Raw genomic sequence first — 22,516 nt, forward strand, 5'->3', positions numbered from 1 at the left:
TTCCAAATACTCCCTCGCCCCCGGTACTTCCAAAACGACTTTCCGTTCTCCTTAGACAGGATGAAGACGCCGTTTGTCCAGTGCCCTCGGCGGGGCAGGGCCTGTGCGGCGTGTTGGAACGCCGGAACGATCGGCTTCGACCGTCCCATCAGAGCCAAAGCTGGAGCGGTTCCTTGTGAATTCAAGCGGTCTTTCTCTGCCGCAGTGTTTTTGCCGCTGGCGCAAATTGCTAAGAAGATTCGGAAGTTCCGATTCTGACCCCGTTTTGGGCTATCATGAAAAGGGGCTGCAATTGTGAGGGATGCATGACGAAGCGTCAGGCTGACGACTACAACATGCCGCTGGTGGATCGCGGAGTGCGTTCGGGTACGGTACTGCGTATCATGCTCCTTGCGGTCGTGCTGGTCGCCGTGGCGGCCGCCTTCATCATGTTTAAGAATTCCCTCGACAACGAGATCGTGCTGGGTGCGCTCGGCATCCTTGCCATGGTGGGGATATTCTTTCTTGTTTCCTCGATCATCGGCTTCGTCGAAGTGATGCCGCAGTCGCAATCGGATACTCTTGCCCGATCATTTCTCAACAGCCATCCAGACGGCACGCTGATCACCGATGAAAAAGGTCGGGTAATCTACGCCAATACCGCCTATGGCGAACTCACCGGGGCAACGAAGGCGACGCAAGTGCAGACGCTGGAAGCACTGCTGTCGCGTCACCGCGAATCCAACGAAGCGCTGTACAGGCTTGTCAACGGACTGCGCGACGGCCGCGAAGGCAGCGAGGAGTTCCGGCTCTTGAAGCCGCTTGGGCCGGCGATGGGTGTGGGCGGCGCCGGTGCGCATTGGTATCGTCTGAAGGCGCGCGCGCTGCCACAGGAAAAGCGCGGACAAAGCCTGTTCATCTGGCAGATCACCGACATCACCTCCGAGCGCGACGATCAGGAACGCTTCTTCAAGGAATTGCAGAATGCGATCGACTATCTCGACCACGCACCGGCGGGCTTCTTCTCCGCCGGGCGTAAGGGCGAGATCTTCTATCTCAATGCGACGCTGGCGGAATGGCTGAGCCTCGATCTTACGAAATTCGTTCCCGGCTCCATGACGATCAATGATTTGGTGGCGGGCGAGGGCATGGCGCTGATACAGTCCGTACAGGCGGAACCGGGCCTGAAGAAGACGGTTACATTGGATCTCGATCTGCGGCAGACCAACGGACAGAGCCTTCCGGTCCACCTCGTCCACAGCGTCAGTTCGATGCGCGACGGCGCTCCGGGCGAGAGCCGTACGATCGTGCTGGCGCGGCAGACCGGAGGGGAGGGCGAGCAGTCCGCCTCCGCTGCCTCCATGCGCTTCACCCGCTTTTTCAATAATACGCCCATGGCGATCGCATCCGTCGATGGTGAGGGCCGGATCCTCAGAACCAATGCGCCGTTCCTCAAGCTGTTTTCGGACATTGTGTCACGCGATGACATTGAGCGCGGCGCATTCCTCAATTCCATCGTGCATGAGACCGAGCACCAGCACCTTGCACAGGCACTCGCCGCAGCCAAGGATCGCCAGGGCGATATCTCGCCAATCGATTCCCGTAATCCGAAGGACGAGACGCGGCATTTCCGCTTCTATGTGAACGCCGTCATCGATCAGAGCGATGAGGCGCCTGAGGAAGCTGCAATCGTCTATGCGGTCGAGGTGACGGAGCAGAAAGCGCTCGAGACTCAGATGGCGCAGACTCAGAAGCTCAATGCCGTCGGGACGCTGGCAGGCGGCATCGCGCATGACTTCAACAACGTTCTGACCGCGATTCTGCTGTCTTCCGACCATCTCCTTCTGCAGGCGCGCCCCTCGGACGCCAGTTTCGCCGATCTCATGGAGATCAAGCGCAATGCGAACCGGGCCGCGGTGCTCGTGCGCCAGCTCCTCGCATTCTCGCGCAAGCAGACGATGCGGCCCACGGTATTGAACCTCACAGATGTCATCGGCGACCTGCGAATGCTTGTCGATCGGCTGATTTCCGGCACCAATGTCAAGCTGGAGGTCGAGTACGGGCGAGATCTCTGGCCGATCAAGACCGACCTGTCGCAGTTTGAACAGGTCCTGATCAATCTCTGCGTCAATGCGCGTGACGCAATGCCTAACGGCGGTACATTGACGCTTAGAACGCGTAATCTTTCCACCGCTGATGTGGCGGCGCTGAATTACGCCGAGCTACCGCATGAGGAGCTCGTGCTGATCGAGGTCAGCGACACCGGCACGGGAATTGCTCCCGAAATCATGGACAAGATCTTCGAGCCCTTCTTCACCACGAAGGAAGTCGGAAAGGGCACTGGTCTCGGACTAGCGATGGTCTATGGGATCGTGAAGCAGTCGGGCGGCTACATTCATCCCGAATCCGAGGTCGGAAAGGGAACGACCTTCCGCATCTTCTTGCCGCGTTATGTTGCTGAGACGCCGTCAGTCGCGGAGGAAAGTGCAGGCGAAATCCGGAAGGCTTCTGTGATGGAGCCAGGCCTCGCAGTTGTCTCCGCGGCGGAACCCGCTGATCTGACCGGCAAATCCGCCGTCGTCCTGCTTGTCGAGGATGAGGAGGCCGTACGGCGCGGCGGCAAGCGCATGCTGGAAACACGCGGATATACCGTGCACGAGGCCGGTTCCGGCGTCGAGGCTCTGGAGATCTTGGAAGAGTTGGAAGGCAAGGTCGATGTCGTTGTCTCCGACGTCGTCATGCCGGAAATGGACGGACCGACGCTCCTGCGCGAACTGCGCAAGAAATATCCGGACATGAAGTTCATCTTCGTATCCGGATATGCGGAAGACGCCTTCGCACGCAACCTCCCGGCCGATGCCCAGTTCGGCTTTCTCGCCAAGCCGTTTTCGCTGAAGCAGCTTGCCGTCGCGGTGCACGAAGCGCTGGACAGCTAGAGCAATTCCAGGAAAGCGCGAAACAGCTTTCCGCAAGAAAACGCGAAAAAACAAAAGCTTAGATGTTCATCTTTACATGAAAGATGAACCGCTAACCAACCGCTCGGGCGCCCGATGGCCCCGTCAGGATGCAAGCGCAACGGCGATTTCCGCCGCCAGCCGTGCGTTGTTCTCGACAAGTGCGATATTGGTCTTCAGACTGCGGCCCTCGGTAATCTGGAAGATAGCGTCGAGCAAATAAGGGGTCACAGCCTTGCCGGTGACCTCGTCGCGCTCCGCGTTGTCGAGCGCTCTCTGGATGTAGATCTCCATCTCCTCGCGCGGAATCTCATCGGCTTCCGGCACCGGGTTGGCGATGAGCATGCCGCCATCAATACCGAGCTGATCGCGGGTCATCTGAAAATTGGCGATCGCTGCCGGACTGTTGAGCGACAGCGGGCTCAGCAGCCCGGAAGATCGCGACCAGAAGGCCGGGAATTCCGCACTGTCGTAGGTGACGACGGGAACGCCGCGCGTTTCCAGTACTTCGAGCGTCTTCGGAATATCGAGGATCGCCTTGGCGCCGGCGCAGACGACGATAACGCCGGTCCTGGCCAGTTCCTCGAGATCGGCGGAAATATCGAAACTTTGCTCGGCGCCGCGATGGACGCCGCCGATGCCGCCGGTGGCGAAGACCCTGATGCCCGCACGGGCGGCGGCAATCATCGTCGCGGCAACCGTAGTGGCACCCGTGCGACGTTCGGCAATGGCAAAGGCGAGATCGGCGCGAGAGACCTTCATTGCGCCCTTGGACTTGGCGAGGCTTTCCAGCTCTTCCGCCTCGAGGCCGATATGGAGCGTTCCGTGGATGACGGCGATCGTCGCTGGCACTGCACCTTCCTCGCGGATGATCGCCTCCACGCTGCGGGCCATCTCGATGTTGCCGGGGTAGGGCATGCCGTGGGTGATGATCGTCGATTCGAGCGCGACCAGCGGTGCACCGCGCAACTTGGCGGCGGCGACTTCCTTGGAGTAGGAGATCGGCAGGAGAGGCGAAATGGTTTGGGTCATGCGGTTATCCGTTCGATGGAGTTCTGCTGTTCATGACAGAAATTCTGCCTGAGGGACAAGAGCGAGCGTCGCCTCCATGAGGTCAGGGGTCAGATTTTCGGCGACCGCGTGGGGCGATTGTACAGTGATTGCGGCCGCTGCGGCTCCATGACGCAACGCCTCTGCGAAATCATGGCCGGAAAGATGTGCTGCGAGCATTCCGGCAGCAAGCGAATCTCCAGCACCCGTTACATCGGCGACCTGCTCTACCGCAATCGGTGGCAGGCTGACGGCGGTATCGGCGGAAAATGCGATGATCGGAAGCTTTCCTCGCGTGATGACCCCGCCCTTCAACCCAAGAGCGCGCAGATGGCGCGGCCAATGTTCCGGCGCGTCCGGCCGGCTCCCGCTCAGTGCCTCCGCTTCCGCCTCGTTCATGAAGAGATAGTCGATGTCCTCGAGGCAGGCACGCAGGCGGACAGCCTTTGCGGGCGAGATCGCGATCGCCGCAACCGGCTTTGCCAACGATGCGCTCCGCCGGACGATCGCCTCCAAGGTCTCCTCCGGCAGGTTCGCATCACAGAGAATCAGATCCGCCTTCTCGAACGCATCCCGAACTGCGCGAATCGCCAGGCGCCGCGGCACGAACAGCCGATAGAGATCCATATCCGCCAGCGCGATGACGAGATTGCCGTTACTTTCGAGGATAGCCGTGTAGCTTGGCGTTCTGCGATCAAGAAAGACGAAGGGCTTGTCCTCGATGCCCGCCCGATGCGCGGCTTCTGCCACGACATCGCCTGCCGCGTCGCCGCCACGCGGTGAAATCAGCCGCACGCCGAAGCCGAGCCTTGCGAGATTACGAGCCGCATTGAAGCCGCCGCCGCCCGGCTCCTCGAACCATGTGCCGGGATTGCTCGCACCATGCGCGGTTTCGGCGAGAATGCGTCCGCGGCGGTCGATATGGGCTCCGCCTAGGACAAGAATCTTTTTCGTCACGGCAAGTTCCCTTTCATCGGCGGATCGCGCGAATCGAGCATTCCCGGGCCGATGGCGCCGCATGCCCGAGATCCGCCATAAGTTATTGCTATGAAACAGGAAAACAAATGCCGAACAGAACTCATTTTACCTTTTTCTTTCAATTGCTTGATATGACCTTGCGACATCGGAACAAATAGAGTACAAAATTCCCATCGGCGGCTACGTTGCCTATGCGGCTTCAATAACCTAAAGGTGGATCGGATGTCACAGAATTCTTTGCGGCTTGTAGAGGACAAATCGGTGGATAAAAGCAAGGCACTTGAAGCGGCGCTCTCCCAGATAGAGCGGTCGTTCGGCAAGGGCTCGATCATGAAGCTCGGTTCGAACGAGAATGTGGTCGAGATCGAGACGATTTCGACGGGTTCTCTGGGGCTGGATATCGCGCTTGGCGTTGGCGGCCTGCCGAAAGGTCGCATTATCGAGATCTACGGACCGGAAAGCTCGGGCAAGACGACGCTCGCGCTGCAGACGATCGCCGAAGCGCAGAAGAAGGGCGGCATCTGCGCTTTTGTCGACGCCGAACATGCGCTCGATCCGGTCTATGCACGCAAGCTTGGTGTCGATCTTCAGAACCTCCTCATCTCGCAGCCCGATACCGGCGAGCAGGCCCTTGAGATCACCGATACGCTGGTGCGCTCGGGCGCCATCGACGTGCTGGTCGTCGACTCGGTCGCGGCACTGACGCCACGCGCCGAAATCGAAGGCGAGATGGGCGACAATCTTCCCGGCATGCAGGCGCGGCTGATGAGCCAGGCGCTGCGCAAGCTGACCGCCTCGATCAGCCGCTCGAACTGCATGGTGATCTTCATCAACCAGATCCGTATGAAGATTGGTGTCATGTTCGGCTCGCCGGAAACGACGACAGGCGGCAACGCGCTGAAATTCTACGCCTCCGTCCGCCTCGACATCCGCCGCATCGGCTCCGTCAAGGAGCGCGAGGAGGTCGTCGGCAACCAGACCCGTGTCAAGGTCGTCAAGAACAAGATGGCGCCGCCCTTCAAGCAGGTCGAATTCGACATCATGTATGGCGAAGGCGTCTCCAAGACGGGCGAACTCATCGATCTCGGCGTCAAGGCGGGCATCGTCGAAAAGTCAGGCGCCTGGTTCTCCTATAACAGTCAGCGCCTTGGGCAGGGTCGTGAGAACGCCAAGCTGTTTCTGCGCGATAACCCGGACCTGGCGCGCGAGATCGAAATGGCGCTTCGCCAGAATGCCGGTCTGATCGCCGATCGCTTCCTCCAGAACGGTGGTCCTGAGGCCGATGACGGTGACGCCGCCGCGGAGATGTAATTTGAAGCGGTGATCGCCGTTTCCGGTTAAGCCTGAATTCAAACCGGCCGCATTATCTCTCCAGATTGCGGCCGGTTTTCTTTGTCCGCTGGACACTGGCTGGAGCGGACGATAAAAGCCACTGGATTTACTACAGTAGAGACCTGCCTCACGCATTGAAAGGCCAAACATGAGCGGTGTGAACGAAATCCGGTCGACCTTTCTCGACTACTTCAAGAAGAACGGACACGAGATCGTGCCGTCCAGCCCGCTCGTTCCCCGAAACGACCCGACGCTGATGTTCACCAATGCTGGCATGGTACAGTTCAAGAACGTTTTCACCGGGCTGGAGCAGCGCCCTTATAAGACGGCGGCAACGGCGCAGAAGTGCGTGCGCGCCGGTGGCAAGCACAATGACCTCGATAATGTCGGTTACACCGCGCGTCACCACACGTTCTTCGAGATGCTCGGCAACTTTTCCTTCGGAGATTACTTCAAGGAACGGGCGATCGAACTCGCCTGGAACCTGATCACCAAGGAATTTGGCCTCGATGCGAAACGTCTGCTGGTCACTGTCTACCATACCGACGATGACGCTTTTAACTTATGGAAGAAGATCGCCGGTCTGCCCGACGAGAAGATCATCCGCATCGCCACCAGCGACAATTTCTGGGCAATGGGCGATACCGGTCCCTGCGGCCCCTGTTCGGAAATCTTCTACGACCACGGCGATCAAATCTGGGGCGGCCCGCCCGGTTCCGCGGAGGAAGACGGCGACCGTTTCATCGAGATCTGGAATCTCGTTTTCATGCAGTACGAGCAGGTGACGAAGGAAGAGCGCGTGGACCTTCCGCGCCCGTCGATCGACACCGGCATGGGATTGGAGCGCGTTGCCGCAGTTCTCCAGGGCCAGCATGACAACTACGACATCGACCTCTTCCGGGCGCTGATCTCCGCGTCGGAGGAGGCAACCGGCGTAAAGGCCGAGGGTGAGCGTCGGGCGAGCCATCGCGTCATTGCCGATCACCTGCGTTCCTCCGCCTTCCTGATCGCCGACGGCGTGCTGCCTTCCAACGAAGGCCGCGGCTATGTGCTGCGCCGTATCATGCGCCGCGCCATGCGCCATGCCGAGCTGCTTGGCGCGCGCGAGCCGCTGATCTGGAAGCTCCTGCGGACGCTGGTGCAGCAGATGGGCCACGCCTATCCGGAACTCGCGCGCGCCGAGGCGCTGATTTCCGAAACCCTGAAACTCGAGGAAACCCGCTTCCGCAAGACGCTGGAGCGGGGGCTGTCGCTGTTGTCGGATGCGACAACGACGCTCGGCAAGGGTGACATGCTCGACGGCGAAACGGCCTTCAAGCTCTACGATACCTACGGCTTCCCGCTGGATCTCACGCAGGATGCATTGCGCGCCCGCGGCATCGGTGTGGATATCAGCGGCTTTACCGACGCGATGGAGCGTCAGAAGGCGGAAGCGCGCTCACATTGGGCCGGCTCCGGAGAGAAGGCGACCGAGACCGTCTGGTTCGAGCTCAAGGAAAAGCTCGGTGCAAGCGAGTTCCTCGGCTACGACACGGAGGCGGCGGAAGGCGTGATTCAGGCAATCGTCAAGAACGGTGCAGTTGTCGACAGCGCTTCAGCGGGCGACAGCGTGCAGGTTGTCGTCAACCAGACACCGTTCTATGGCGAATCCGGCGGTCAGATGGGTGATACCGGTGTGATTGCCGGCGAGAGCGGCAAGCTCCAGGTCAGCGACACGCAGAAGAAGGGCGAAGGCCTGTTCGTCCACATCGCGACGGTGTCGGAAGGCGGGATCAAGACCGGCGAGCCGGTTGTGCTGACGGTAGATCACGCCCGGCGTTCGCGCCTGCGCGCCAATCACTCCGCCACCCATCTTCTGCATGAGGCACTGCGCGAAGTGCTCGGCACGCATGTGGCGCAGAAGGGTTCGTTGGTTGCGCCCGAGCGCCTGCGCTTCGACGTCTCGCATCCAAAGCCGATGTCGGCCGGGGAATTGAAGCAGGTCGAGGATATGGCCAACGAGATCGTATTGCAGAACGCACCGGTCACGACGCGGCTCATGAGCGTCGACGATGCGATCGCCGAGGGCGCGATGGCGCTCTTCGGCGAGAAATATGGGGACGAGGTCCGCGTCGTGTCCATGGGGCAGGGCGTGCGTGGCACCAAGGCGGGCAAATCCTATTCGATCGAGCTCTGCGGTGGCACGCATGTCGCGGCGACCGGCCAGATCGGGCTCGTACGCATCCTCGGTGAAAGCGCCGTCGGCGCCGGCGTTCGCCGTATCGAAGCGGTCACCGGTGAAGCCGCGCGCGACTATCTCGCCGAGCAGGATGAACGCGTGAAGGCGCTTGCCGCATCGTTAAAGGTACAGCCCGCCGATGTTCTGTCACGCGTCGAAGCTCTGATAGAGGAACGCCGCAAGCTGGAACGCGAGCTCGCCGATGCCAAGCGCAAGCTCGCGATGGGCGGCGGGCAGGGCGGGACGGGTGACTCGGTGCGCGAGGTCGCAGGCGTTAAGTTCCTCGGCAAGGCCATTTCCGGTGTAGACCCGAAGGATCTGAAGGGACTTGCCGACGACGGCAAGGCGAGCCTCGGTTCCGGCGTCATCACGCTCATCGGTGTCTCCGACGACGGCAAGGCGAGCGCGGTCGTTGCCGTGACGCCCGATCTGACCGGCCGCTTCAGCGCCGTCGATCTCGTCCGCGTCGCATCTGCGGCCCTCGGCGGCAAGGGTGGCGGTGGGCGCCCCGATATGGCGCAGGCCGGTGGCCCGGACGGTTCCAAGGCGGATCAGGCGATCGAAGCTGTCGCGGTGGCGCTGGCGGGCTAGTAGCAATTCCAGGAAAAAGTGCGAAGCGGTTTTCCGTCCGGAATTGCGTAAAAACAAAGGGTTAGAGCGGTTCTGCGCTTTCATGAAAAGCTGAAACGCTCTAACGAAAATCGACCGATAACGCAATTTGAGAAGGCGGAGGATTGATCTCCGCCTTTTTTCTTTTCGTTTCAGGCTGTTGTTTTCATGCATATCGTTGCAGTGAGCCCGCCGCACTTTTGTACACCATGCATCAGTCCCCTGGCGGTTCCGACCATCCAATGACCTTCGCCCATTCGTTGGCGCCGTCCATGATGATGTCGAACACGGGATCCTTGATATCGTAATACGCATCCGCGTCTGTTGGAAAGCGCTCGGCGAGACGCTGTTTGATGAGCGCGTAAGCGCTTGCCGCCGTCGGGTGGGCGCGCAGGAAATACCGGCAGAGAAGTGCAAAACGCTGGTTGAATCGCCCCTTTTCACGAATGTGTACGTTCGCTGGACGACCCGAACCGCGAAAGAACAGTTTTCTCAGCTCGCTTTCGGCCAGCTCGAGTCCCGGCGGGCAGTGGTCGACAAGCCCCGGCCGGCATTTGAAGCCCTCCCGTTCGAAAGCGGCGCCATCGATTTGAGCCAGGTCATCCACGGTAACCTGGATATCGGTTATATCCTTCGCGGCGAGCCCGGGCACGGCTGTGGAGCCAATGTGATGGAGATACGCGCCAGCCGGTGCAGCCCGCATGATAGTCTGCTTAAGACGCAGGAAATCGTCGACCCAACTCTGTCGTGGGGCCAGTATTTCAATAAGCTTCGACATGCTTGAGCGACTATCCATCCAGCAAGAGTTTGCAGCGGTGTAGCACCAGCCAATGCCATAAAAAACGCTGCGACGGGAAGGCTGTTAATCCAAGCGCAATTGCACCGCATACCTGTCTGAACGAAAGGCGCTCCAACTCACTACGGTTTGGAATGCTCAGCCAATTTTGCGGCACTCATCGCTTCATCATCAATCTCGTTAGCGCGACGATAGGCCGGGCGGTCACTGAGGCGGCCGAAATAGTCGACGAATGCCTGCCGTTTCTCGAGCGTGCCGTAGCCGAGCCCCCAACCGATATGCGAGCCCACATAGACGTCGGCGGCGGTGAAGCGATCGCCGGCGATGTAAGGCGAGGCGGATACCGCCTCTTCCAGCGTTCCCATGACATTGCCGAAGGAACCGCAACCGGCCATGCGTTGGCGGTCCGGCGGGATTTCGAAGCCGAGCGCGCGAAGGGTGACGGAGGCTTCGAGCGGGCCCGCCGCAAAGAACATCCATCGATAGTAGCTGCCACGCTCATTCGGCCTGGGTGCCAGATCTTTCTCCGGAAATGTGTCCGCCAGATAGGCACAGATCGCCGCACATTCCGTCACCACGGTATCACCATGACGGATCGCAGGGACCTTGCCCATTCTGTTGACGGCGAGATAGCGCGGTTCCTTCATCGTCGTGCCGAAATCGAGATATTCGGTTCTGTAGGGAACACCGATTTCTTCCAGCATCCAGCGGGCGATGCGGCCACGCGACATAGGATTGGTGTAAAACGTGATCTCCTCGTTCATTATCTCCCCCATCGTTCTCTCTATGTTCCCTACAACTAACATTCCCCGCCGCGAGTTTCAACCACACGGTTTCGGCCGTTGGCGGTGCAGCCCGCGGTAAGGGGCGAGGTTGGGCGAAAAAAACCCGGCACGATGGCCGGGTTTTTCGATAGTGACGATGCCGTGTGGCTCAGGCGCCCATTGCCTTCTGCAGGTTCGCGTCGATCTTGTCGAGGAAGGCGGTGGTGGACAGCCACGGCTGATCGGGGCCGATGAGCAGCGCGAGGTCCTTCGTCATGAAACCGTCTTCGACGGTCGCGACGCAGACGGTCTCGAGCGTGGAGGCAAACTTTGCGAGTTCCTGGTTGTTGTCGAGCTTGGCGCGGTGGGCGAGACCACGGGTCCAGGCAAAGATGGAAGCGATCGAGTTCGTCGAGGTTTCCTGACCCTTCTCGTGCTGGCGGTAATGGCGGGTGACCGTCCCGTGGGCAGCTTCGGCTTCGACGGTCTTGCCGTCCGGCGTCAGAAGGACCGAGGTCATTAGGCCCAGCGAGCCGAAGCCCTGTGCGACCGTGTCGGACTGGACGTCACCGTCATAGTTCTTGCATGCCCAGACGTAGCCGCCGGACCACTTCAGGGCGGAAGCGACCATGTCGTCGATCAGGCGGTGTTCGTAGGTAATGCCGGTTTCCTTGAACTGATCCAGGAACTCGGTCTCGTAGACTTCCTGGAAGATGTCCTTGAAGCGGCCGTCATAGGCCTTGAGAATGGTGTTCTTGGTAGAGAGATAGACGGGCCACTTGCGCATCAGTCCGTACATCATCGAGGCGCGGGCGAATTCGCGGATCGACTCGTCAAGGTTGTACATGGCCATGGCAACGCCGGCGCCGGGCGCATTGAAGACTTCCTTCTCGATGACTTGGCCGTCTTCGCCGACGAACTTGATCGTCAGCTTGCCCTTGCCCGGAAATTTGAAGTCGGTGGCACGGTATTGGTCGCCAAAGGCGTGGCGACCGACGACGATCGGCTGCGTCCAGCCAGGAACGAGGCGCGGCACGTTCTTGCAGATGATCGGCTCGCGGAAGATGACGCCGCCAAGGATGTTGCGGATCGTGCCGTTCGGGGACTTCCACATTTCCTTCAGGCTGAATTCCTTCACGCGGGCTTCGTCCGGCGTGATCGTCGCGCACTTGATGCCGACGCCATATTTCTTGATGGCGTTGGCCGCGTCGACGGTAACCTGGTCATTCGTGGCGTCGCGGTTCTGGACGGAAAGATCGTAGTAATCGATGTCGAGATCGAGGTAGGGGAAGATCAGCTTTTCCTTGATGAGCTGCCAAATGATGCGAGTCATTTCGTCGCCGTCGAGATCGGCAACAGGGTTTGCGACCTTGATCTTCTTCATATTCCTGCCTCGTCTGAGCTTATGGGGACGGACGTCCCGGTGGGTAAATGGAAATCCCGAGGGCTATAGCACTGTGAACAGGGAACGCAAAGCCGCAAGCGCCGCCGGGAGGTCTTTTGACGCGCCCCCAAAGGTCTTTTTCATAGACCAGTCGGCTGTTTTCCGGTTGCCAAACAGCTCGGCGCCATGCAGTGGATTCATGCGGGACCAGCGCCGAAAAGGCGCATGGCATCGGTGCGATCGTGATTTGATTGCAAAGCCGCGGCGATATTTGCCATCCTCCGGCTAACCGGTTGATTTCGGAAGAGGACAGGGGCGTGATCGGTTCGGGATTTCAGATCAGAGACTGGATTCTCGCCAATGATCCAGCGCTTTCACGATTCCGCATGGCGTCGCGGGTCACGCTCACCATCATCATTTCCTTCCTCATTCTGATCGCCATCCATTATCTCGTTTTGCCGCTACCTACATCCGCCTTTGGGCTTGGAGTCGTTCTTTCCATTCAGGGCGGTGTGTCGGTTCGCGACAAGGGGACTGCCCGCCAGTTCGTCACGCGTCTCCTCGGCGGTCTCGCAAGCCTCATGGCGGTCACCATTGCCGCCGGTTTGAAGGATCACCGCCTCCTGTCTGACTTCGTCTTTCTCGTCATCATCTTTCTCGCAGCGGCGGCTCGGATCTTCGGGCCACGTGGATTTGCCATCGGCATGTTCGCCTTCATCTCCTATTTCATGGGAGCCTATTTCGAGCCGAATCTCAGCGAATTGCCTGTTATCGCCATTGGACCACTCGTCGCGTTGGTGGTTGGCCATGTCGTGCGTGCCTGGATGCTGCCGGACGACTGGCGCCGGGATTTGCTGCGATCGCTCGAAAGCGTGCAAGGCAGGGTCAATGAGATACTCTACAAGCTGGCGGCCATCGCAGCGGAAGGCAGGGTGAGCGAGGCTGACCGCAATGAACTTCGCCAAGCGGAGGAGCGATTAAAGGAAGTCGTCCTGATGGCGGAAAGTTTCGTGCCACGCCCCGCCGGTGGAGTTTTCGACAGTGATAGCGGGCCAGCGGCGGAGGTGGCTCTGCGCTTGTTCGACGTCCATCTTGCGGCCGAGAGCGTGATCGTGCTCAGCCGGCAGCAGCTTCCGCCCTTTGCACTGGTTCACGCAGTGATCGAAAATGATGGAGCTTCTCTGGAGAGGCAGGAAGAAACCGGGATAAATGCCGAAGCTGGCAGTCAGGATGAAACGAGACAGGCGCTTTTATGGCTCGGAGAAACCCGCAAGGGGCTCGCAGATACGATCGCCAAGGCGAGAGAAACCGGCTTTGCTGAAATTGAAAGCATAAGCGAGACGACTTCGCCGGAGAAGATCGACTTTTCGCTGCAAAATCCGCTGCTGCGATCCGCGCTCCAGATCACGCTCGCTTCGGCAATCGCGATGGCCTTCGGCCTGGCGCTTTCCCGCGAGAGGTGGTTCTGGTCGGTCCTGACGGCATTTCTGGTTTTTTCCAACACAACATCGCGGGGTGACATGGCAATCAGAGCGCTCCAGCGCTCGATCGGCACACTTTTCGGGATCGTGATCGGCCTCGGCCTCGCGACGCTGCTTACCAGCCATCTTGCGATCTCCATGCTGGCCGCGGCCATGTGCATTTTCCTGGCCTTCTATTTCCTGCAGATTTCATACGCGATGATGACTTTCTTCATCTCCATTGTCCTATGCCTTATCTACGGGATGACCGGTGCACTGACGTTCAACCTGCTGCAATTGCGGCTCGGCGAGACGTTAATCGGTTCCGCGGCGGGAATCCTTGTCGCCTTTCTCGTCTTTCCGGCCCGCACACGCGGTGCCGTCGATACCGCGCTGGAGCGATGGTATGGAGCGCTGGGTGAACTCCTAAGTGCGGCCGCCGCGGGAAAGGCACATCTTGAACTGATGCCGCTTTCGCAAAAGCTTGATGCCGCTTACCGGGACCTGACGACTTCGGTCCGGCCGCTTGGTTCCTCCTGGTCCATGGTCACCCGGCCGGGACGCATCCGGCAGACGCTGGCGCTCTTCCTCGCGGCGACCTATTGGGCGCGGATCACGGCGAGGAACTACGATCCCGCAATGGCGGCCGATGGGGATATCCAGCGGCAGCTGGCCGCCGACACGGCACGGCTTGCCGATATCTCGCCGCGCGGATCGGAATGTTTCTTCGTCGAACGCAAGACTCCACGCTCGGCCGGACACAATTTGCCGCTGTCGCGCAAGGGATCGCGGCTCGGCATCGAAATGATCGGCTCGATGCTGGATAGGCTCTATCCGTAAGCAAGGGCCTTGCCGTTTGTGGCCTCCCTCGCTATTCCCGCTATGAATGCGCCTCGAGGGCGCCACATCAAAATTTAGAGCGGGATGTCGTCCGAAAACCGCGTACATTTTCGGCATTCCGCCAGGATCGGCATTTCATGGCAGGCACCAACAGCGAGCGTCAACTTCTGGCCGAAGGACCGGTGATCATCCTGGTCGAACCGCAGATGGGCGAGAATATCGGCATGGTCGCCCGGGCCATGGCCAATTTCGGGCTGGTTGAACTTCGCCTCGTCAATCCGCGTGACGGCTGGCCGAATGAAAAGGCACAGGCGGCGGCATCCAAGGCAGACCATGTGATCGAAGCAACGCGGGTCTACGACACGCTGGAAGAGGCGATCGCAGATCTCAATTTCGTCTACGCAACGACCGCACGCGAGCGTGACGGGTACAAACCGGTACGCTCTCCGGTCATAGCCGCCCGGACCTTGCGCGAGAAATTCATTGCGGGCGAGGGGACGGGCATCCTCTTCGGCCGCGAACGCTGGGGGCTTACCAACGAGGAAGTTGCCCTTGCAGACGAAATCGTCACCTTTCCCGTCAATCCCGCCTTTGCATCGCTGAATATCGCCCAGGCCGTTCTGTTGATGTCCTATGAATGGATGAAATCCGGCATGGAGGATCTCGGCGCCGTTCCGTTTCAGGCGGTCGAGCAGCGACCGTCGACCAAAAAGCAACTCTTTGGTCTATTTGATCAGCTCGAAGAAGCCCTCGATGCGCGCGGATATTTCCACCCTGCCGGGAAAAAGCCGAAAATGGTCGACAACCTGCGTGCTGTCCTGTCCCGCCGCGCCTTCACGGAACAGGAAATCAGCGTGTTGCGCGGCGTGATTTCATCTCTCGACCGCTTCTCGCGGAAATCTCCGCGTGGACGCGGCTCGCCTGCCGCAACCAAGGAACCGCCAAGCAATGACACCACCGGCGAATGAGCTGAAACCCGTTCTGGTCTTCGATTCGGGGATTGGCGGGCTGACCGTCCTGCGTGAGGCACGGGTACTCATGCCGGAACGCGGATTCATCTACATCGCGGACGATGCCGGCTTTCCCTATGGCGGCTGGGAGGAGAATGCGCTCAAAGAGCGGATCATCAAGCTTTTCGCAAAGCTCCTGCAGGAGCACGATCCGGAAGTCTGCATCATTGCCTGCAATACCGCCTTCACGCTTGTTGGCGCCGACCTGCGGGCGGCCTTTCCCCAGATGACCTTCGTCGGCACCGTACCGGCCATCAAACCGGCGGCCGAGCGAACGCGCTCCGGTTTGGTCTCGGTGCTTGCCACCCCGGGAACGGTGAAGCGCGCCTATACCCGTGATCTGATCCAATCCTTTGCGACGCAGTGCCATGTCCGACTGGTCGGTTCGGAAAATCTGGCGCGGATGGCGGAAGCCTATATTCGCGGCGATGCTGTCTCCGATCAGGCCGTGACTGCCGAAATAGACCAATGCTTCATCGAGAGAGACGGCAGGAAGACGGATATCATCGTGCTCGCCTGCACCCATTATCCCTTCATGGCCAATGTCTTCCGCCGGCTGGCGCCCTGGCCAGTCGACTGGCTCGATCCGGCAGAAGCGATCGCAAGACAGGCTCGACGGCTTGTCCCTCAGATCGTCGATGCCGTGCATCCCGACGGCTTCGATTTTGCCGTCTTCACCTCCGGCGCGCCCGATTTTCCGACACGCCGGCTGATGCAGGGATTCGGATTGAAGGCCTGAGATGGGAAGCGGCGAGATCGTAATCCGGAGACTCGCCCTTGCCGACATGCCGGCCGCGGCGCGCGTTCACCGCGCGTCGTTCGATGAACGGCTGCCCTGGCTCATGGGACTTCATACACCGGAGGAAGACCAGCATTTCTGGAGCGAGCACGTTTTCCATGACTGCGAGGTCTGGGGCGCAGCCGCCAATGATCTGTTGCTCGGCGTTATCGCATTTCGTCGGGACTGGATCGATCAGCTCTACGTGCTTCCCGCCGCGCAGGGACGCGGTATCGGCTCGCGTTTGCTCGAGGTTGCCCGATCGGCATCGCCGCAGCTCTTTCTCTGGACATTCCAACGCAACGATCGGGCACGCCGCTTCTACGAGGCGCATGGGTTTGTGGCCATGAGAGAAACCGATGGCGCTGAGAACGCGGAAAATGAGCCAGACATACTCTATTTACTGGCAGCGCAACAACGATAGGTGAGCGGAAGTTGACGTCGGCATGAATTCGGTTGCGACAGATCTCATCCGATGATGATCTGCACCATCCGCCTTGGGAGGGATGGAAATGACGGACTTGACGCTTCTTGCATTCGCAATGGTATCATTGATCGGCATCGCAACGCCGGGTCCGACTGTGTTGCTCGCCCTGACCAATGGTTCGCGTTACGGCGCTCGGCGCGCCTGTTTCGGAATGGCCGGAGCGGTTGTCTCCGATTTTGTCCTCATCGGGGCAGTCGCGCTGGGGCTTGGTGCACTGCTTGCAGCATCGGAATTCTGGTTTTCCATCATCAAGTGGCTGGGTGCCGGTTATCTTGCCTTTCTGGGCATCATGCTGCTGCGATCGAAGGGCACGATCGACGTCTCGGCGCCGGCGGCGGATACCGGATCGCGTTCCGCCCAGCAGATCTTCCTGAAAAGCTTTCTGGTCGCCGTGACAAACCCGAAGGGATATCTGTTCTTCTCCGCATTCCTCCCCCAGTTCATCGCACCGGATCTGCCGCAACTGCCGCAATATGCGATCCTTGCGCTGGTCTTTGCAGCAATCGATTTGCTCGTCATGTTCGGTTATGCGCTGCTGGGCGCCCAGGCCGTGCATATGCTGAGGAAGGCCGGGGCGCTCTGGCTCGATCGCATCTGCGGCGGCGCACTGCTCGCGCTTGCTGGATCGCTGGCGCTCTATCGTCGTGCCACGGCTTAGATATTCCCCTGTGGGTTTTGCAATCCTACCCCGCGAAAACCGAAGGATTCTTTGATAGACCGAGCCGCTCCATTTGGTGAAAATGGGCGTCCACACATCTGAGTCTTGAACGAGGTCGCAAATTGCAGGTTGGAATCGATATGGGAACAGCGTCCGGGGGCACGCCGGCCACGCTCGATATCGAGGAACTGCTGGCGACCCGTCTGCTCGTTCAGGGCAATTCCGGCTCCGGGAAATCCCATCTGTTGCGCCGTCTTCTCGAGCAATCGGCGCAATGGGTGCAGCAGGTTATTATCGATCCCGAAGGTGATTTCGTCACGCTTTCCGACAAATTCGGCCATGTGGTGGTGGATGGCGAACGCACGGAGGCCGAGCTTGCCGGCATCGCCAATCGTATCCGACAGCACCGCGTCTCGTGTGTCCTGACACTGGAAGGACTTGATATCGAGCAGCAGATGCGCGCTGCCGCAGCCTTCCTGAACGGCATGTTCGACGCCGACCGCGAATATTGGTATCCAGTGCTCGTCGTGGTGGACGAGGCTCAGATGTTTGCGCCTTCCGTCGGCGGCGATGTCTCCGAGGATGCGCGAAAAATGTCGCTCGGCGCCATGACGAACCTGATGTGCCGCGGGCGTAAACGCGGGCTTGCCGGGGTCATCGCCACGCAGCGTCTTGCCAAGCTTGCCAAGAACGTGGCGGCCGAAGCCTCGAACTTCCTGATGGGGCGCACCTTTCTCGATATCGACATGGCGCGCGCCGCCGATCTGCTCGGCATGGATCGGCGGCAGGCGGAGATGTTTCGCGATCTGAAGCGCGGTAATTTCGTCGCTCTCGGCCCGGCGCTCTCGCGACGTCCGCTGCCGATCGCCATCGGTACGGTGGAAACTTCGGCGCGCTCCTCCAGCCCGAAATTGATGCCGCTGCCGGACGCGCCGCAGGATGTCGAAGACCTGATCTTCACGCCGGACCCCGAGGAATTCCAGCGGCCGATCGTGCGCCGTGCGCCACCGGCCCCGAGACCGACGACGGACATCCTCGCTGAACTTTCCCGCTCGACCCCCGCGGCTGCGCCGGCGCCTGTCGAAGCACGCGCCAGTCAGCCGGAGCTTTCCGTCGAGGAGCGCGAGGAACGACTTGTGACCGTGCTTGCCGAAATACTCGACGATCCAGCCTCCGCCTTCCGCACCGATTCCGTCCTCTATCAGGAATTCCTCGTACGGCTGCGCATGCGCCGCGTACCGGGTCCGCCGATCTCGCTGCCGGAGTTCCGCCGCCGTGTCGCAATCTCCCGCTCGGGCGTCGATGCCGCTACCGCTGAGACGGAGGCCTGGGCAACGGCACTCTCTCTCTCATCGACAGTCACCGACGATCTCCAGGGCGTCTTCCTCATGCTGGCCAAGAGCGCTGTCTGCGGCGAGCCGTGCCCTTCGGATGCGCGCATCGCGCGCGCCTACGGCACGCATTCAGCCCGTCGCGCCCGCCGCCTGCTCGGCTATTTCGAGGAGCAGGGTACCATCGTGGTGCACACCGACTTTTCCGGCAAGCGCATCGTCGCCTTCCCGGACATGAACTGCCAAACCGCGCCGGGCGACGCCAATGCGCCGGACGGAGACGGTGCACAGCAAGCCGCGGAATAGGACCCAAAGCGATTCCCGCTGTTGACATTTTTATGACTTCTGCTAAAGACGCGGCCAGCACCGGGCAGCAATGTCCGGTGTTTCATTTGACATGTCCCGTGGGTTCTCCCTGTTCGCGTAACGTGGAAAATCCTGTCGGACCTCCGAAAAGAGGTCAAAGGAGGGCGTGTTTCCTTCGCGCGGTTTGGTAACAAACCGACATAACACTTTGAAAAGGAAATACGATGAGCAAGCGCGAATCGTCCAAGTACAAGATTGACCGCCGTATGGGCGAAAACATTTGGGGCCGTCCGAAGTCCCCGGTGAACCGTCGCGAATATGGCCCGGGCCAGCACGGCCAGCGCCGCAAGGGCAAGCTTTCGGATTTCGGTGTGCAGCTGCGCGCCAAGCAGAAGCTCAAGGGCTACTACGGTGACATCCGCGAGAAGCAGTTCCGTGCGATTTACGACGAAGCAAACCGCATCAAGGGCAACACGGCTGAAAAGCTGATCGGCCTCCTGGAATCGCGTCTGGACGCGATCGTCTATCGCGCTAAGTTCGTACCGACGGTCTTTGCCGCCCGTCAGTTCGTCAACCATGGCCACGTGACCGTGAACGGCGTCCGCGTCAACATCGGCTCCTACCGTTGCAAGCCGGGCGACGTCATCGAAGTACGTCAGAAGTCCAAGGAACTCGTTTCCGTTCTGGAATCGGTCGGTCTCGCTGAGCGTGACGTTCCTGACTACATCGAAGCCGACCACAACAAGATGGTCGCGACCTACGCACGCGTCCCGGCTCTGACGGACGTTCCGTATCCGGTCGTCATGGAACCGCATCTGGTCGTCGAATTCTACTCGCGTTAATAAACGCGATACGTTTTCGCAGATGGAAAGCCGCTCTTCGGGGCGGCTTTTTGTTGTCCGGGGAGGGCAACGACGTGGTGTTGTGCTCCGGGCATTTCTGCTATGGGAAAACGAGGTCCAGGCACCTAACGGAACAATGGGATGAATATTGCAGCGACGATAGCCGATGACGACATGGATGACGAAGGCGGCACAGGCCACGCTCTCTTTGCCGATACGCCGCATACCGTCTCCTTCAACAAGCTGCGCAAACGGCTGCTGCGGCAGGTGCGCCAGGCAATCGACGACTTCCAGATGCTCAACGGCCAGAAGCGCTGGCTGATCGGCCTTTCCGGAGGCAAGGATTCCTACGGACTGCTCGCCATTCTGCTGGATCTCAAATGGCGCGGCCTGCTGCCGGTGGAGCTCATCGCCTGCAACCTCGACCAAGGCCAACCGAATTTCCCCAAGCACGTGCTGCCGGAATACCTGACCTCAATCGGAGTGGCGCACCGCATCGAATATCGCGACACCTATTCGATCGTGAAGGAGAAGGTGCCGGACGGTGCAACCTATTGCTCGCTCTGTTCGCGTCTGCGCCGCGGCAATCTCTATCGAATTGCCCGTGAGGAAGGCTGTGATGCGCTGGTGCTCGGCCACCATCGTGAGGATATTCTCGAAACCTTCTTCATGAACTTCTTCCATGGCGGACGTCTCGCCTCCATGCCTGCAAAGCTTCTGAACGACGAGGGCGACCTCATGGTGCTGCGTCCGCTCGCCTATTGCGCCGAAGATGATCTGGCGAAATTCGCCACCGCCATGCGGTTCCCCATTATTCCATGCGATCTTTGCGGCTCTCAGGACGGCCTGCAGCGCAATGCAATGAAGGATATGTTGGCTGATATCGAACGGCGCATGCCGGGGCGCAAGGATACGATGCTGAGAGCATTGGCCCATGTGAACGCATCTCACCTGTTTGATCCGAAGCTGTTTGATTTTTCCGCGCTCGCCGTCACCGATCCGTCACAGAATCGGACATAAGAGGATCTTTCTCCTCCTCTTCGAAACGAAAACCGTCCATGAAAATCTCCGATCAAGACCTCGAATTCCTCGTGGCCGCCGTCACTGACGCTGCGGCTGCCGAAATCATGCCGCGCTTCCGCAATCTCCGCACCGGCGACATTTCCGAGAAGACCTCATCCATCGACCTCGTTACCGAGGCCGATCTTCTGGCGGAAAAGCACATCACGGCGGCATTGAAGCAGAGATTTCCGTCCGCTCTGATCGTCGGCGAGGAATCCTACGAGACCGACAGGTCGGTCGTGCCGGCGCTTGCCAATGCCGACCTTGCCTTTGTGATCGATCCGGTCGACGGCACATTCAATTTTGCGGCCGGTCTTCCGGTCTTCGGCACAATCCTTGCCGTGACGGTCAAGGGCGAGACCGTGGCCGGTATTATTCACGACCCCATCCTTGGAGACACGATCGTGGCGGCAAGGGGCGCGGGTGCGTTTCTCAATCGCAGGAACGGCCAGACTACGCGGCTTGCGGTCGCCGTGCCGACGGAACTCAACGCCATGGTCGGGACATTCTCCTGGCCCCACATGTCGCCTCCGGCCCGCCCGCTCGTGGCCGGAAACATGGCGAAGGCGAAGATGGCCGTTTCGATGAACTGCTCTGCCTACGAATATTGGATGGTCTCGAGCGGGCGGCTGCATTTCATCGGTCATGAGAAGCAGATGCCATGGGACCACCTGGCTGGCGTGCTCGCGCATCATGAAGCCGGCGGCTATACGGCGAAATTCGACGGAACGCCCTATCTTCCTGGTGAGACCTCCGGCGGTATCATCTCCGCGCCCGACCGGGAGAGCTGGAAAATGATCGCCCGCGAGATTGTCGGGCTCTGAACGAAGAGTAGAGAAGGATCGAGGATGGTATCGAAGATTGACGTTCAGGCCCTGGCCGATCTGCTGCGTCACGCCGCAAAGGCGGAGATTCTGCCGCGCTTCCGACGGCTGGGCAGCTCAGATGTTCGCGCCAAGACCGAAGCAACCGATCTTGTGACGGAGGCGGACGAGAAGGCTGAGCAGCTGATCAGCGCCGAAGTGGCGGCGCGCTGGCCGGATGCGCTCTTCATCGGCGAGGAGTCGGTCGCTGCGGATCCGACGCGGCTCGGCAAGCTCGGAAGCGCCGGTCTCGCGATCATCGTCGATCCTGTCGACGGCACATTCAATTTCGCTTCCGGCATTCCCGCCTTCGGTGTCATGGGTTCTGTGGTCGTCGCAGGCGAAACGGTGGCCGGCATCATCTTCGATCCGATGGGCGACGACTGGGTGATTGCCGAAAAGGGCGGCGGAGCCTGGCTGAGACGGCCGACCGGCGAGGCGGAACGTCTGCGGGTCGCCGCGCCGGTTCCGCTGGATCAGATGGTCGGCATGGCCTCTACCGGCTATCTCCCGAAGGAGAAGCGGGCCGAGATTCTGGCAAATCTCGCCAAGGTGCGCTTCCTCACCAACTATCGCTGCGCCGCACATGAATACCGGGTCTTTGCCGGCGGCCATGTCCACTATCTCATGTACAACAAGCTTATGCCGTGGGACCATCTTGCAGGAACATTGATTTCACAGGAGGCGGGCGCCTATGCCGCCCGCTTCAATGGCACGCCTTATTTGCCGCATCACGTGGACGGCGGGCTGCTGATTGCGCCGGATAAGGCGTCCTGGGAATTGCTGCGACGGGAGGTCTTCACGGTCTGAACACC

The 22,516-nt window shown here is 60.1% G+C and carries 18 protein-coding genes; 13 read left to right on the forward strand and 5 right to left on the reverse strand.

Annotation, left to right across the window (positions count from 1 at the left end; translation table 11 throughout):
• Positions 1-305: 305 nt before the first annotated feature.
• On the forward strand, positions 306-2,915 hold the full coding sequence (cckA, locus tag AAE029_RS06095) for a cell cycle histidine kinase CckA (RefSeq protein WP_371071900.1): 2,610 nt from the start codon (positions 306-308) through the stop codon (positions 2,913-2,915).
• A gap of 123 nt (positions 2,916-3,038) precedes the next feature.
• On the opposite strand, the gene AAE029_RS06100 is transcribed toward cckA, so the two are convergent.
• Positions 3,039-3,965 carry a pseudouridine-5'-phosphate glycosidase gene (locus AAE029_RS06100; protein ID WP_371071901.1) on the reverse strand — a complete coding sequence of 309 codons (927 nt, stop codon included), beginning with the start codon at positions 3,963-3,965 and terminating at the stop codon, positions 3,039-3,041.
• A 30-nt stretch (positions 3,966-3,995) separates the two neighbouring features.
• A complete protein-coding gene (locus AAE029_RS06105) occupies positions 3,996-4,940 on the reverse strand; it encodes a carbohydrate kinase family protein (protein WP_371071902.1) in 945 nt (314 codons plus the stop codon).
• 243 nt (positions 4,941-5,183) lie between these two features.
• On the opposite strand from AAE029_RS06105, the gene recA reads away from it, so the two are divergent.
• Complete coding sequence (gene recA / locus AAE029_RS06110; RefSeq protein WP_371071903.1) at positions 5,184-6,272, forward strand: recombinase RecA; 1,089 nt, start codon at positions 5,184-5,186, stop codon at positions 6,270-6,272.
• 169 nt (positions 6,273-6,441) lie between these two features.
• Entirely contained in the window at positions 6,442-9,102 is a 2,661-nt protein-coding gene (gene alaS, locus AAE029_RS06115) for an alanine--tRNA ligase (RefSeq protein WP_371071904.1), read from the forward strand.
• 232 nt (positions 9,103-9,334) lie between these two features.
• Here the strand turns inward: alaS and AAE029_RS06120 are convergent, their stop codons facing one another.
• From AAE029_RS06120 to AAE029_RS06130, 3 genes are all read right to left on the reverse strand, one after another.
• A complete protein-coding gene (locus AAE029_RS06120; protein ID WP_371071905.1) occupies positions 9,335-9,898 on the reverse strand; it encodes a GrpB family protein in 564 nt (187 codons plus the stop codon).
• Positions 9,899-10,038: 140 nt separating this feature from the next.
• Positions 10,039-10,680, reverse strand: coding sequence for a glutathione S-transferase family protein (locus tag AAE029_RS06125; RefSeq protein ID WP_371071906.1), 642 nt, complete (start codon positions 10,678-10,680; stop codon positions 10,039-10,041).
• A 169-nt stretch (positions 10,681-10,849) separates the two neighbouring features.
• Entirely contained in the window at positions 10,850-12,064 is a 1,215-nt protein-coding gene (locus tag AAE029_RS06130) for an NADP-dependent isocitrate dehydrogenase (RefSeq protein WP_371071907.1), read from the reverse strand.
• A gap of 320 nt (positions 12,065-12,384) precedes the next feature.
• Here AAE029_RS06130 and AAE029_RS06135 point away from each other — a divergent pair, with 320 nt between their 5' ends.
• The 10 genes from AAE029_RS06135 (at position 12,385) to AAE029_RS06180 (ending at position 22,511) form a co-directional block, all read left to right on the forward strand.
• Positions 12,385-14,364, forward strand: a complete 1,980-nt coding sequence (locus AAE029_RS06135) for an FUSC family protein (RefSeq protein WP_371072116.1) — start codon at positions 12,385-12,387, stop codon at positions 14,362-14,364.
• Positions 14,365-14,501: 137 nt separating this feature from the next.
• A complete protein-coding gene (locus AAE029_RS06140; RefSeq protein ID WP_371071908.1) occupies positions 14,502-15,332 on the forward strand; it encodes an RNA methyltransferase in 831 nt (276 codons plus the stop codon).
• The gene (gene murI, locus AAE029_RS06145) at positions 15,313-16,113 is read left to right on the forward strand and encodes a glutamate racemase (RefSeq protein WP_371071909.1); all 801 of its coding nucleotides are present in this window, start codon (positions 15,313-15,315) and stop codon (positions 16,111-16,113) included. The genes AAE029_RS06140 and murI overlap by 20 nt, the downstream gene beginning before the upstream one ends.
• A 1-nt stretch (position 16,114) precedes the next feature.
• A complete protein-coding gene (locus AAE029_RS06150) occupies positions 16,115-16,576 on the forward strand; it encodes an N-acetyltransferase family protein (RefSeq protein ID WP_371071910.1) in 462 nt (153 codons plus the stop codon).
• Between the two features lie 88 nt (positions 16,577-16,664).
• On the forward strand, positions 16,665-17,297 hold the full coding sequence (locus tag AAE029_RS06155) for a LysE family translocator (RefSeq protein ID WP_371071911.1): 633 nt from the start codon (positions 16,665-16,667) through the stop codon (positions 17,295-17,297).
• A gap of 122 nt (positions 17,298-17,419) precedes the next feature.
• Positions 17,420-18,934: a helicase HerA domain-containing protein gene (locus AAE029_RS06160; protein WP_371071912.1), complete on the forward strand. Its 1,515-nt coding sequence runs from the start codon at positions 17,420-17,422 to the stop codon at positions 18,932-18,934.
• 224 nt (positions 18,935-19,158) lie between these two features.
• A complete protein-coding gene (gene rpsD / locus AAE029_RS06165) occupies positions 19,159-19,776 on the forward strand; it encodes a 30S ribosomal protein S4 (RefSeq protein ID WP_371071913.1) in 618 nt (205 codons plus the stop codon).
• A 141-nt stretch (positions 19,777-19,917) separates the two neighbouring features.
• On the forward strand, positions 19,918-20,796 hold the full coding sequence (gene ttcA, locus AAE029_RS06170; protein WP_371071914.1) for a tRNA 2-thiocytidine(32) synthetase TtcA: 879 nt from the start codon (positions 19,918-19,920) through the stop codon (positions 20,794-20,796).
• A gap of 38 nt (positions 20,797-20,834) precedes the next feature.
• Positions 20,835-21,662 carry an inositol monophosphatase family protein gene (locus AAE029_RS06175; RefSeq protein WP_371071915.1) on the forward strand — a complete coding sequence of 276 codons (828 nt, stop codon included), beginning with the start codon at positions 20,835-20,837 and terminating at the stop codon, positions 21,660-21,662.
• A 24-nt stretch (positions 21,663-21,686) separates the two neighbouring features.
• Positions 21,687-22,511 carry an inositol monophosphatase family protein gene (locus AAE029_RS06180; RefSeq protein ID WP_371071916.1) on the forward strand — a complete coding sequence of 275 codons (825 nt, stop codon included), beginning with the start codon at positions 21,687-21,689 and terminating at the stop codon, positions 22,509-22,511.
• Positions 22,512-22,516: the final 5 nt, after the last annotated feature.

Source organism: Sinorhizobium sp. CB7 (assembly GCF_041357635.1).
GTDB lineage: Bacteria > Pseudomonadota > Alphaproteobacteria > Rhizobiales > Rhizobiaceae > Rhizobium.

Excerpts from the sequence above, each read along its gene's own strand:
- cckA (WP_371071900.1), top strand. The coding sequence starts at position 306 with ATGACGAAGCGTCAGGCTGACGACTACAACATGCCGCTGGTGGATCGC.
- AAE029_RS06100 (WP_371071901.1), bottom strand. The coding sequence starts at position 3,965 with ATGACCCAAACCATTTCGCCTCTCCTGCCGATCTCCTACTCCAAGGAA.
- recA (WP_371071903.1), top strand. The coding sequence starts at position 5,184 with ATGTCACAGAATTCTTTGCGGCTTGTAGAGGACAAATCGGTGGATAAA.
- alaS (WP_371071904.1), top strand. The coding sequence starts at position 6,442 with ATGAGCGGTGTGAACGAAATCCGGTCGACCTTTCTCGACTACTTCAAG.
- AAE029_RS06120 (WP_371071905.1), bottom strand. The coding sequence starts at position 9,898 with ATGTCGAAGCTTATTGAAATACTGGCCCCACGACAGAGTTGGGTCGAC.
- AAE029_RS06125 (WP_371071906.1), bottom strand. The coding sequence starts at position 10,680 with ATGAACGAGGAGATCACGTTTTACACCAATCCTATGTCGCGTGGCCGC.
- AAE029_RS06130 (WP_371071907.1), bottom strand. The coding sequence starts at position 12,064 with ATGAAGAAGATCAAGGTCGCAAACCCTGTTGCCGATCTCGACGGCGAC.
- AAE029_RS06140 (WP_371071908.1), top strand. The coding sequence starts at position 14,502 with ATGGCAGGCACCAACAGCGAGCGTCAACTTCTGGCCGAAGGACCGGTG.
- murI (WP_371071909.1), top strand. The coding sequence starts at position 15,313 with ATGACACCACCGGCGAATGAGCTGAAACCCGTTCTGGTCTTCGATTCG.
- AAE029_RS06150 (WP_371071910.1), top strand. The coding sequence starts at position 16,115 with ATGGGAAGCGGCGAGATCGTAATCCGGAGACTCGCCCTTGCCGACATG.
- AAE029_RS06155 (WP_371071911.1), top strand. The coding sequence starts at position 16,665 with ATGACGGACTTGACGCTTCTTGCATTCGCAATGGTATCATTGATCGGC.
- rpsD (WP_371071913.1), top strand. The coding sequence starts at position 19,159 with ATGAGCAAGCGCGAATCGTCCAAGTACAAGATTGACCGCCGTATGGGC.
- ttcA (WP_371071914.1), top strand. The coding sequence starts at position 19,918 with ATGAATATTGCAGCGACGATAGCCGATGACGACATGGATGACGAAGGC.
- AAE029_RS06175 (WP_371071915.1), top strand. The coding sequence starts at position 20,835 with ATGAAAATCTCCGATCAAGACCTCGAATTCCTCGTGGCCGCCGTCACT.
- AAE029_RS06180 (WP_371071916.1), top strand. The coding sequence starts at position 21,687 with ATGGTATCGAAGATTGACGTTCAGGCCCTGGCCGATCTGCTGCGTCAC.